We start from the raw sequence: 10,860 nt of genomic DNA, 5'->3' as shown, positions 1-10,860 counted from the left end.
ACGGGCTGAAGGGCCTGCCCGAGGCGGTCAGCACCGTCTTCCCCGCCACGGTGGTCCAGCTCTGCATCGTTCACCTCATCCGCACCACGCTGAAGTACATCTCACGCGCCGACTGGGACAAGGCCGCCCGCGACCTGAAACCCGTCTACACCGCCGCCAACGAGGACGAAGCCCTCGCCCGGCTCGCCGAGTTCAGCGAGAAATGGCAAGCCAAGTACCCGGCCGCCGTCCGCGCCTGGGAACGGTCCTGGAGCGAGGTGGTGCCCTTCCTCAGCTTCCCGCCGCCGATCCGGAAGATCATCTCGACGACGAACGCGATCGAGAGCCTGAACGCGCGCTACCGGCGCTCGGTCAACGCCTGCGGGCATTTCCCGAACGAGACCGCCGCCCTCAAACGGCTCTACCTCACCACGCTCGCCCTCGACCCGACCGGGAAGGGACGCAAGCGCTGGACCAGCCGCTGGAAGGAGGCCATGAACGCGTTCGACATCGCCTTCGACGGCCGCCTCTCCGCCGAACGAGTGTGAGCCAACCAGATCAACGAGAAACCTCTACGCCAACCGAGTGGTGAACACCGCTTTCGTGATACTCCCCCGCGGCCTGTTCAAAGGCCCCAGGGGGTGTGGTCAAGGGGGCAACGCGTGCTCGGCCCACCGTGGTCAAAGGGTCGGCCGGGGCAGGATGCACCCGGAACTTCGGCTATTCCTGGCCCCGTGTCCGTTTCCCGGCCTGTGACGTTGTCCGGTGGACATGAGAGGGGCATGGCCATGGCAGTCAGCCGCTGGCGCCGGGAACGGGAGCGGTCAGAAATCGATTTCGGTTTGGAGGACGTTCCGACGAGACGAACGGGCACGCGCTCTGGCACTTGTCCAGTTGGCCGGACGACTGCCGAGGTGGTGCACACTTCTGCGAGACTCTTCCTCTGCTGGCTCCCGTTGGTGGCGCTCGTCACCGCATTTTGCGCCTCGGTGGTGGTCTTCAACGCGCCATCCTCGCCTGTGCGTCAGCGTCTGATGGTGACAGTCGACGCCCTGTTCGGTCTGCTTTTCGAACAGCGTTGGCTCCTGTTCAGCGAGGTGCCCACCGAGGCGTACGGCTTGACGTTGCAGGTGCGATACGTCGATCCCGCCGATGGTCGAACACGGGAGTCCGGCGAGCGAGACCTGCTGGGAGAGGCTGATCCTTCTCCGGCAAGGCGGCTGGTGAGGCAGTCCAAGGACACTCACGTGCTGAACTGCTACCGGGTCTACGCCCTGCGTCTCTACCTGGCTCCGGGCACGCCACAGCATGGTTGCAGCAGTCCGGTGGGTGAACCAACGAGCTGGCCGCTGGCCCGGACTCGTTTCGACCGCTATTTCTCGGCCGAAGCTCAGGAAGCCTTCCCGCAGGCGCGAATTCTCGGGTTCCGTACCCGTGTGAGAGCCGCTTCCGCAGTTCCGTTCGCCGATCGTGACAAGGGCAAGCCGGAGCCAGCGGCGAAGGTAGTGGATGATCCTGGCTGGCGTCCGTACGTGCCGGAGGCGGCCCAGTGACCGACGTCGTTTTCCAAGCGTTGCGCCGGGCGTCGTCGGTACGGCGACGGCTCATCGGCCTGGCCGCCCTACGGGTTCTGCTCGGCTTGGCCATGACCGAGTTCTACCTGACCTCCTACACCCAGAGGCGGCTCCTGTGGGGGCCTGACGGCTACCTCACCTTTGATGCCTTCCGGGCAACGGTGCCCTTCGCCAGGATGTCGCTCTACGCGCTGAACAGTTCACCAGCCTATTTCGAGGTCGTCTTCCACCTCGGGCTTCTGGCTGCCGCAGCCTTCTGTGTCTGTGGAGGCCGAATCCTCACACTCCTCAACGCACTGCTCGTATGGTCTGTCCACCTGCGCAACGGTGACGTCCTGGACGGAGGGCACAATCTCACCCGGATCCTGCTCCTGTTGCTCCTGCTGACCACCACCGATGCTTACGCGAGCCCGTTCGCTGCCCGGCGCCGGGCACGGCTGCGGAACCGCCGGACCCCAGCCACGGACGCCGTTCACAACTGTGCGGTGTTCGCTGTCGTGTTCCAGATTGCCGTGGTCTATTTCACGGCAGGCATGGGCAAGGTTCTCGCGGCGCACTGGCGGGACGGGACAGCCGTCTACTACGTCGGCCACCTTTTCGGCACCTTCTCCGGTGAGAGGGGAATGATGCTGACGAATCTCGCCCCGTTGGTCGCGTTCGCCACCTACTACACCATCGTGCTGGAGGTTGCCTTCCCATTCCTGGCCGCGAGCCGGCACCGGGCAGCCAGGATGGCCGCGATGCTGGGCGCCATCCCACTGCACCTCAACATCATCCCTCTCGCCGGCCTGCTCAATTTCGGCTTGGTCATGATCGCGGCCGACTGTCTCGCCCTACGCGATGACGACTACCGTTTCGCCTCGGAGGTCCTGCCCCGGCAGCAAAGCCGACGGCCCGCCTCAGCTGAAGGGCAGGGCTGATTCGCGGTCGTAGTGCCTGGCGGTGACCCTGTTCCGCGGCAGGGACCTCAGCACGGCGGACAGGCCCGGCTGGTTGGCCTTGACCACGAACAGGTAGTGCGCGTGCTTCTCCTCGACCAGGAAGCGGGCATGCTCGCGCTGCGTGTGCAGGGCGTCGGCGCAGACCTCGGTGCCGGCCAGGTCGAACGGGGCCAGCAGGCGGGCGAAGCCGGTAATCGCGTTGGTCTTGTCCGGGACCCGCAGCCGGGTGATGGTGCGTCCGGTCCCGGTCGCACATCGAAGATCCGGTCGTTCAGGGCGACTTGCGAGGACACCCCGTAAACCGGAGCTTCGTTGCGTACGGGACGCTCCTCCAGGGGATCACCGATCGGCCGTGACCATCGACGTCACGTGATCACCCCGACTTTGCATCAGCCCCGAGCTGAAGGGCCGGCCGAGGTGTCGGCTCTGCCTGCCCGCGAACACGAGTACGGGTGGCCAGCTGGCTTACAGGTAGAACCCTCTGCCGAAACCCGTCCCCAGGTAGGGCCTGTCGCCGATGCGGAAGCCCGGCGCACTGGGGTGCCTCTGATCTTCCCTTGCCGGGCCCCGGACACGACCCGGGGCCCTCGGTCTACGGGTTCGCAGCGCTGGAGTCGGGGGCGGACACGGGGTACTTCACCAGTTCGTCCGGGAGCCTTTCAGCGTGGCTGCGGTAAGACAGTCGAGCGGGTGCCCACCAGTTGGCTTCTCCAGTGAGTTGCATGAGGCAGGGGACGAGAATGCCGCGGACGAGGGTGGCGTCGATGAGGACGGCGAGTGCGAGTCCGGTACCGAAGATCTTCAGTGGGGTGACCCCGGAGCTGGCGAGTGCGCCCATCGCTGTTGCCACGATGAGGGCCGCGGCCGTGACGAGTCGGCCGGTGCGGGCGATTGCAAAGACGATGGACGGCGAATGTGCGCCGGTGCGCAGGTATTCCTCTTTCATGCGGGAGAGGAGGAAGACCTCGTAGTCGACGGACAAGCCGAAGGCGATGACGATGGTCAGCAGGGCCATGGTGCATCCAGCTGGCCTGTGACCGCGAACTCGCCGACCAGCGTCTTGAAGTAGCCCTCCTGGAAGACGAACACCATGGCGCCGAGGCTCGCCGTCAGGCTCAGCGCAGCGAGCAGGAGCGCTTTGAAGGGGATCAACACGGAACGGGTGAAAAGGAACAGAAGGATCAGGGTGCTGACCCCCGCGATGGCCACTGCTGCGGCCAGCCGGCTGCCGATGGCGTCGACGGTGTCGACGCGTTGGGCAGGCAAGCCTCCCACCAGGTGCGGTCCGGGTGCAGGCGCCGCCCTGACCTGCCGCACCAGGTCGTCCATGGCCCCATTGTCCAGCGACGCCAGTCCCGTGACGGCCAGCCAGGTGGTGCCCGGTGCTGCGAACCGCTGATGCCGGGCGGTGGGTGCTCCTACGGGGGCGTGTGCCGTGAACCTGCCCGTGGAGGCTTCGACGCCTGACACGCCGGCAGTCTCGGCGAGACGTTGGGCATAGCGGCTGAGCTCGACGCTGCTGGTGTGGGCGTCGGTGGCGGGAAGCCACACCGTCAGTGTTCGCTCCGGTGGGGCGGGGAACTCCTGACGGACCCGCTCACCGGTGGCGTGCGCTTCAAGGTGGGCGGGGAGGTCACGTTCGTCAGGGATGCCGAACTGGACACGGGCGAAGGGGATGGCCAAAGCGAGGAGGACCAGGGCGCAGACTCCGCCGAGGAGCAAGGGGTGCTTCGTGGAGGCTCCGGCGACGGCTCTCCAGGTGGGGCTGTCCGCAGGTCCGTAGCCCTGCGTTGGTTCCGTGGTATTCCGCAGCCGCACGCGCTCCAGGAGAGGAGGGCGGGCGCTTGCCCTGCTGATGCGGTCACCGAGCAGGGTGAGCAGGGCTGGCATGACCGTCACCGTGGCGAGGGCGGACAGCGTGACGACGGACAGCCCGGCCCATGCCATGGAATGCAGGAACGGCAGGGGAAAGACGAACAGAGCGCACAAGGCCACGGCCACGGTCAGGGCGGAGAACAGCACGCTGCGTCCTGCCGTGCGCATCGTCTTGCTGACAGCGGTGGCGACGGTTGCTCCCTGGGCGTGCTCCTCACGGAAGCGGGTTACGACGAGTAGTGCGTAGTCGACCGCCAGCCCGAACCCCAGAGCAGTGACGATGTTCGTTGCGAACACGGACACCGTCGTCAGACGGGCCAGCAATCCGATCAGGGCCGTGGACAGGGTCACGGTGAAGACACCGATCACTGCCGGGAGGAGGGCCGCGGTCGGGGAGCCGAAAGCCAGCAGCAGGATGAGGATGGTCAGCGGTGCGGCGACCAGCTCCGCCCGGAGCAGGTCCTTGCCGCACTGTTCGGTCGCTTGCACGCCCATCCAGGCAGGGCCGGCAGCGGACACATGCGCGGCCGTCATACTGTCTGCGACCTGCGGAACGATACGGGCAGCGGTTGCCGCCGCCCGAGTATCGGTCCCGGACAGGTCGACGGCGATCAACGCGGCGCGGCCGTCCTTGGACCGAAGCTCACCCGCCCCGGTGCTCCAGTACGAGTGAACGCTTGCAACGCCGGGCTCAGCGGCCAAGCGCTGCGTCAGCCGCAGACCTTGATCCCTCACCACTGGAGAGTCGACTTCGCCGGGCACGTACAGCAGCAGATCAGTCCGCGGTACGCCGAAGTCCCGTGCCAGGGCCTGCTCCACCCGTGCAGATTCCGTATCCGGCGGGGTGAACCCGCCGACGGACAAGCTGCCTGAGGCCATCGCCCCGGCCGCGGCGAACAGCACCGTGAACATGGCTGCCGCACCCAGCATCCGCCACGACCTTCTCTGCGCTCTGCTGACGGTGGAAGCCTGCCGGGGCAGCTGACCGCTGCTCTGTGCCGGTGGCGCGCTGTTGGTTGGCACGGGTGAGCGACCTCGCCGTCGTAGGAGGATGCGGAGCCAGGAAAGCGGTCAGGGACCCGCCGGTACTTGAGCTGTGCGGCGTTAGGAAAGTCAGCTGGTGCGCGTGCAGACCAGAACGCCGCGTTGTCCTGGGTGGATGCTGTAGCCGATGTCCCGGGTCGTGGTGGCCACACCCTGGTCGGCCAGTCGGCTGCGCAGGGCGTCGAGTGTGGCGCAGGGGGCGCCGAGGGGGTCTTCCAGTGGGCCGATTAGTACGTCACCGGCAGTCACGCGCACGAGTTCGAGGATGGCGGCTTCCTGGTCTGCCGCATGCGGAAACGTGAAGAGCAGGAAACCGCACAGGGAGAGATGGAACTGCCGGTCGGTGAACGGCAGCCGGGGAAGCGCCGCCGGTACGTAGCGACGTTCTGACCTGACGTGATCGGCTGTGTAGTCCTGCAGGAAGGCTTCGGCGGCCCCTTGCCACCGCTGGAGGTGGTTCTGCGGTGAGCCGGCCCAGGAGAAGTCGAGCTGGTCGGCGATGGCGAGTCCGAAAGCGGCGCTGGCCGCGAGGTGGTCACGCACCAGCGGCTCGATGTCCTGCGGGGCCAGGTGGTAGACCGGGTCGGCCGAGATGACCTGCGCTCCCAGGGCTCGGCTCTCAGCCGCGAAGGAGGAGGCACCACCGGGGCAGTCGAGGACCGGGCCGCGCAGAAGATCTTCATCGGTCAGTGCGAAGACCATGCGGTACTCATCCAGCGTGCGCGAGGTGAGCTGCACACGCCCGTCGATGACCGACTGCGCCGCGGCCGCCACCTGCTCGGCGGTAAGGGCATTTGAAGCCGTTGACGCTGCGGGCACGTCGTGAGTGGAGGTCATGGTAGGGGTCCTAGTTGTTCGGGTCGGCTGGGGGCTATGCCAGAGCGGTCGGAAGGTCACCGACGGGGGACAGGCGCCATCCGCCGGTCGAGAACAGGGCCTTCGTGCGGGCCGCGGCTTCCTCCAGGCCGCCACCGATGAGCAGGCCCAGACCGTCAGATCCCGGCAGAATCATGGGCTCGGACAGCTGGCGGGCTCCGAGCCAGCCGGCCAGGCGAACCAGCTCGGGCCTCGTGATCGCCGCGAACTCAGCGACATCCCACAACACGGGAGTCCAGGTAGCGGCCGCGTGCATGATCACGGCAAGGACTTCCAGGGAGCGCACGTCGGGGGAGACGACCAGGCGTTCCATGAAGACGAAACCTGCGGGATCCGCCGGCAGCGCTGCCCGCAGCGCTGCCGTCAGGTAGGGGCACCAGTCACTGGCTCCCCCGTGGCGTTTGAGGAGACGGACCGCGCCGACCGGCACGTCACCGGTGCGGCACAACAAGACCAGTCCTTCCTCATCGACGATTTCCCAGTCGGGTGCTGGCAGGGGGAAACCGAATTCACGCCGAAGAAAGGTGACGTCCCTTCGCCTTGCTTCGTCGTCCGCCGAAACGGTGACGGCTTCGATGGTGAAGGTGCGGCCTTTACGGGTCGCGTCAAGCATCAGCTTCGGAATGCCGGGGAAGAGGGATGCGGTCATGGTCCTGCCTTCTGTCGACGCGATGGGGGAGCGCAATCGATGTCTGTTCCGTGGGCACCGTGCCGTTTGTAAAGAGATGGACCGAGGCACACCGCACGGAGGGTCACAGCAGTGCCCGGGCGCTCCACAGCTCGGGGAAGATCCGCTGTTCGGCGGCACGGCGCAGCCACTGCACGCCTGTGGTTCCGCCCGTTCCGGATTTGGTGCCGATGACCCGCTCCACGGTCAGCAGGTGCAGGGAGCGCCAGCGGCCGAAGCCTTCGGCAACGGAGATCAGCGCTTCCGAGAGTTCGAACGTGTGGTCACCGGGGCCGGCGCTGTACTGATCTGCCCATGCACGCTCCACAGCCGCGTGCGGCACGTAGGGCGCACTGAGATCCCTCACGAGGACGTCATCCGGGATGGCCGACCCGCGCCGCGCCAGCAGGTGCAGCGCCGAGTCGTAGACACTGGGCGCCTGCAGCGCTTCCTGGACCTGGACGTGCACGTGCGGCACCCGGCGGTGCGGGCGGGCCATGGCGGCGTTCTTGTTCCCCAGGACGTACTCGAGCATCCGGTACATGTACGACTGGAAACCGGAAGCCCGACCCAGATGCTCGCGGAACGCATTGAACTCGGTCGGCGCCAACGTGCCCAGCACATCCCACGTGCGGGTGAGCAACTCGATCACCCGGCCGGCACGGCGCAGTGTCCAAACGGCCTGCGGTACGTCGTCATCATCGAGCAGCGCCCGCACAGCGCACAGTTCCCCGTACAGCAGCTTGAAGAGCAGCTCTTTGACCTGGCCAAGGACGTAGAACGTCGGCTCGGCCGGCGCCTTGGACAAGGGATGTTGCAACGACAGGAGGACGTCGATGCTCTGGTAGTCGATGTAAGGGGTACTCGGGCCGGGAAAATCGAGGAACGGCTCATCGTCCACGACCGCGGGCGTTCCCTGTTCATCGGGTGTGCCGCCCACAGGGCAAGAATCCAGTGGGCTCACATCGCGCCCCTGTCCGTACGGCACTGCACAGCCGGGCCCGCGATCTGCGCAAGGGACCGCTCAACGCCCTGTAGCGGGCGCTCATCCGACGACCGCTCACCAGATGACCACCCATCGGTGGTTACCAGCGCCCCCACCTCCTCCCCTCCGACCGCAGTCCCGGCCTCGAAGGCACCGCCCAGTGCGCCGGCACCAAAGCGGGCGCGCCCCCGAGTGAAGCGCTCGACAAACAGCGGGTCAGGCACCGCCCCCTTGTCATACCGGCTTCCATAACGCTGGTCGTACGCAGCGAAGGACCTGCTGTCACCGTCGAGGAAAAGCACATCGTGAACCGCCATGTGTCGCAAAGCCAGCATCGGTACCGGAGAGCGCGACACCCGGAAAGACGGATTCCGAACTGCTCTTTCCTCACACTCGGCGTGAAATTGCCCCAACATCAGCCCCTTGGCCGCCAACTCCTGCTTCACCCGCCGCTGCGCCTCGTCCGTGATGCCCAGCCTGTCCATGGGCAGACCATCCAGCACCACGACCAAGGCGTGCAGCGTCCGGTTCCGGCTCGCCCAGTGAACGCCCTCAAAAATGGCAACCATGTCCCTGACCAGCGACACCAACCCCGCGACCCCGATCTTCGGGTCCAACGGCCACAGCTCCAGCCGAAGGGTGTCCGCGCGAAGCGCCGGCTGGACAAAGGGACACACCGCCCCCGGCCGGCCGACCCGGGCATCAGCACTGCAGACATAACCGGTCAGCCACGCCCGCGCCGCCTCCATGTTCCCCGCACCCAAGACCTGCCGCCCTCCAGCCCCGACCGCTCGGTTCGCGGTTCAGAGAACCCAACGCCATGATCGGCAAGCGGGATACGGCGCAACACAACGATCACCCGGATGCGTGGCGGGTTTGCGCCGTGACGACCAGGGGGCAGGTGCTATGTGTCGGTTTGGGTGTACGTCATAGCCCTCCACCGGGGAGAACGTCTCGCAGCGGATCGGGTCCGATGGCGGTGAGGGGTCGTTGGTGGTCCCGGCCGGTGCGGCGAAGGGGTGGCGGCGATGTCGGTGTGGCCGTCTTGGCGGTGGACGCCTATGGCGAGGTTGCGCAGGCCGGCCATGATGCGGGGCAGGTGCCGCCCACACGGATGCTCTGGCGGGCGGCACTGAACGTACCCGTCCCGCACATGGCCTGGCCGCCGTGCGCTTCCGCCACTACGAGGCCCGCTCCGGGATGCCGCTGCTGCACGATCACTTCCTTCTGCCGCTCCGGAGCCTGCGCCCGGACGGTGTCCGGGGCGCAATGCACTCCACGGCCCTGCCTGAGTCGACCGTCGCCGCGTCCGCGCTCTACGACGGGGTCGTGTCGCCGCCCGCCTCACCGACCTTGGCTCTCTTCACGTCGAAGAGCAGCGTTTCGACAGCAGTTCGGGGATCATCCCGCCGGGCGAGACGAACGGCCGTGCGGTGTTTCGCCGTGGACAGCGTGCACCGACATGCCGCGCATTGGCGTAATGAGCCGCTCCGGCGGCTTCTCAGGTCACGGTGTGCGGAGGCGGTGACCGGCGTGACGGGTAGGAAGGATGTGGCAGACCGGGTCATGGGCGAGGAGAGGGTGGACCGGTCGGAGGGTTTCGGCGAGCGGCTGCTCGGCCTGCTGCTGGACCGGGCGCAGCTGATGCCACCACAGCTGATCGCCCCACTGATCGCGGAGGGGGTGGCCGGGATCGGCGGCCGTGACGTGTCCATCCTGCTTCAGGACTACGCGCAGGAGCTGCTGGTGCCGCTCCCGGGTACCAAGCTGCACGTCGGCCAGCCAGAGCCGGTGGACGACTCCCCAGCCGGCCGGGCCTTCCTGAGCGCGGACGTCGTCGAGGTGCCCCAGGCTCATGGCGTCCGGATGTATCTGCCGCTGCTGGACGGCAGTGACCAGGTGGGTGTGATGGCCCTGACCCTGGACGCCGTCAGCGACGACGACCGGCGCCTGCTGCGCCGGTTGGCTGGCCTGGTCGCTGACATGCTGGTCACCAAGAACGCCTACACCGACCAGTTCTTCCAGGCCCGGCGCCGGGAGCCGATGAGCGTGTCTGCGGAGATCCAGTGGGGCTTGCTGCCGCCACTGACGATGTCCGTGCCGCAGGTCGCGTTGGCCGGCACCCTGGAACCCGCCTACCGCGTCGCCGGCGACAGCTTCGACTACGCCCTCAACGGCAACATCCTGCACGTGGCCGTGATCGACGCGATGGGCCACGGCCTGGACGCCGCCGTGATGGCGACCGTGGCCATCGGCGCCTACCGGCATGCGCGGCGGGTGTTCATCAGCCTGGCCGAGAAGTACGCGTTCATGGACGACGCCATTTCCCGCCAGTTCGGTCCCGACCATTTCGTCACGGCGCAGCTGATGCACGTGAACATCGCCACTGGTGAGATGGAGCTGGTCAACGCAGGCCACCCCGCGCCACTTCTGATCCGCGACGGCAAGGTCGTGCAGCAGCTGGAGAGCGCGACGACGCTGCCCGTCGGCTTCGGCGGTGAGATGCCCCGGATCAAAGAGCACACGCTCCAGCAGGGCGACCGCGTGCTGTGCTACACCGACGGCATCATCGAGGAGCACGTCGCCGGCGGGGAGCAGTTCGGTGAGGAACGCCTCATCCGCTGCGTCAACCGCCTGGGGGAAGAGCCGTCAGAGGGGATGCGGGCAGATCTTCGCCGGCTCTCCCACACGCTGAAGAAGGAACGAGGCGGGCGCACCAGCGACGACGCCACCCTTTTCATGATCGAATGGCGCGGGGGCGCCAGCGACCACCCCGCGGCTCCTCACTGAACGCCTCGACACCAACCAAATCCGAACCGGACCGAACCTGTCCGCGCAGTCGACCGCCACCCCTCCGTGCTCGGCCAGCCGACCCTCCCGAGCGGGAGCGCTCGACTCGCCACCGGCGTCCCCCGACGG

Annotated in this window: 11 protein-coding genes and 1 pseudogene; 6 read left to right on the top strand and 6 right to left on the bottom strand. The window is 67.2% G+C overall.

The features are described 5' to 3' along the window. The 4 genes from ABTY04_RS35825 to ABTY04_RS35810 all read left to right on the top strand — a co-directional run. Positions 1-527: IS256 family transposase (locus ABTY04_RS35825; protein ID WP_352217629.1), on the top strand; the 527-nt coding region annotated here is incomplete at its 5' end. Between the two features lie 411 nt (positions 528-938). Further along, positions 939-1,532, top strand: a complete 594-nt coding sequence (locus tag ABTY04_RS35820; RefSeq protein ID WP_352217628.1) for a DUF5819 family protein — start codon at positions 939-941, stop codon at positions 1,530-1,532. Beyond that, the gene (locus ABTY04_RS35815; RefSeq protein WP_352217627.1) at positions 1,529-2,473 is read left to right on the top strand and encodes an HTTM domain-containing protein; all 945 of its coding nucleotides are present in this window, start codon (positions 1,529-1,531) and stop codon (positions 2,471-2,473) included. Before ABTY04_RS35820 ends, ABTY04_RS35815 begins: the two co-directional genes overlap by 4 nt. A 102-nt stretch (positions 2,474-2,575) precedes the next feature. Then, positions 2,576-2,794 (top strand): hypothetical protein, encoded by a 219-nt coding sequence (locus ABTY04_RS35810; RefSeq protein ID WP_352217626.1) that lies wholly within the window; start codon positions 2,576-2,578, stop codon positions 2,792-2,794. Between the two features lie 292 nt (positions 2,795-3,086). Here the strand turns inward: ABTY04_RS35810 and ABTY04_RS35805 are convergent, their stop codons facing one another. From ABTY04_RS35805 to ABTY04_RS35780, 6 genes are all read right to left on the bottom strand, one after another. Then, a complete protein-coding gene (locus tag ABTY04_RS35805; protein WP_352217625.1) occupies positions 3,087-3,509 on the bottom strand; it encodes an MMPL family transporter in 423 nt (140 codons plus the stop codon). Then, positions 3,497-5,281, bottom strand: a complete 1,785-nt coding sequence (locus ABTY04_RS35800; protein WP_352217624.1) for an MMPL family transporter — start codon at positions 5,279-5,281, stop codon at positions 3,497-3,499. The genes ABTY04_RS35805 and ABTY04_RS35800 overlap by 13 nt, the downstream gene beginning before the upstream one ends. A 201-nt stretch (positions 5,282-5,482) precedes the next feature. Next, positions 5,483-6,250: a hypothetical protein gene (locus tag ABTY04_RS35795; RefSeq protein WP_352217623.1), complete on the bottom strand. Its 768-nt coding sequence runs from the start codon at positions 6,248-6,250 to the stop codon at positions 5,483-5,485. A gap of 34 nt (positions 6,251-6,284) precedes the next feature. Beyond that, positions 6,285-6,938 (bottom strand): hypothetical protein, encoded by a 654-nt coding sequence (locus ABTY04_RS35790; RefSeq protein WP_352217622.1) that lies wholly within the window; start codon positions 6,936-6,938, stop codon positions 6,285-6,287. 103 nt (positions 6,939-7,041) lie between these two features. Then, positions 7,042-7,896, bottom strand: a complete 855-nt coding sequence (locus tag ABTY04_RS35785; RefSeq protein ID WP_352217621.1) for a tryptophan 2,3-dioxygenase — start codon at positions 7,894-7,896, stop codon at positions 7,042-7,044. Between the two features lie 20 nt (positions 7,897-7,916). Beyond that, positions 7,917-8,690 carry a DUF6875 domain-containing protein gene (locus tag ABTY04_RS35780; RefSeq protein WP_352217620.1) on the bottom strand — a complete coding sequence of 258 codons (774 nt, stop codon included), beginning with the start codon at positions 8,688-8,690 and terminating at the stop codon, positions 7,917-7,919. Between the two features lie 418 nt (positions 8,691-9,108). Between ABTY04_RS35780 and ABTY04_RS41310 the strand changes: the two are divergent. Together ABTY04_RS41310 and ABTY04_RS35770 are read left to right on the top strand one after the other, a co-directional pair. Then, positions 9,109-9,207 (top strand): annotated as a pseudogene (locus ABTY04_RS41310) (hypothetical protein); the annotation flags it as partial. Positions 9,208-9,507: 300 nt separating this feature from the next. Further along, a complete protein-coding gene (locus ABTY04_RS35770; RefSeq protein ID WP_352217631.1) occupies positions 9,508-10,731 on the top strand; it encodes a PP2C family protein-serine/threonine phosphatase in 1,224 nt (407 codons plus the stop codon). Positions 10,732-10,860 lie beyond the last annotated feature (129 nt).

Source organism: Streptomyces sp. NPDC097981 (assembly GCF_040302565.1).
Taxonomy (GTDB): domain Bacteria; phylum Actinomycetota; class Actinomycetes; order Streptomycetales; family Streptomycetaceae; genus Streptomyces.
The sequence above is the reverse complement of the archived record's forward strand: the minus strand, read 5'-3'. Positions and strand labels throughout refer to the sequence as shown.

Bases quoted from the DNA above. Each gene is read 5' to 3' on its own strand.
- ABTY04_RS35800 (WP_352217624.1), bottom strand. From the start codon at position 5,281: ATGTTCACGGTGCTGTTCGCCGCGGCCGGGGCGATGGCCTCAGGCAGC.
- ABTY04_RS35795 (WP_352217623.1), bottom strand. From the start codon at position 6,250: ATGACCTCCACTCACGACGTGCCCGCAGCGTCAACGGCTTCAAATGCC.
- ABTY04_RS35780 (WP_352217620.1), bottom strand. From the start codon at position 8,690: ATGGAGGCGGCGCGGGCGTGGCTGACCGGTTATGTCTGCAGTGCTGAT.
- ABTY04_RS35805 (WP_352217625.1), bottom strand. From the start codon at position 3,509: ATGGCCCTGCTGACCATCGTCATCGCCTTCGGCTTGTCCGTCGACTAC.
- ABTY04_RS35790 (WP_352217622.1), bottom strand. From the start codon at position 6,938: ATGACCGCATCCCTCTTCCCCGGCATTCCGAAGCTGATGCTTGACGCG.
- ABTY04_RS35770 (WP_352217631.1), top strand. From the start codon at position 9,508: ATGGGCGAGGAGAGGGTGGACCGGTCGGAGGGTTTCGGCGAGCGGCTG.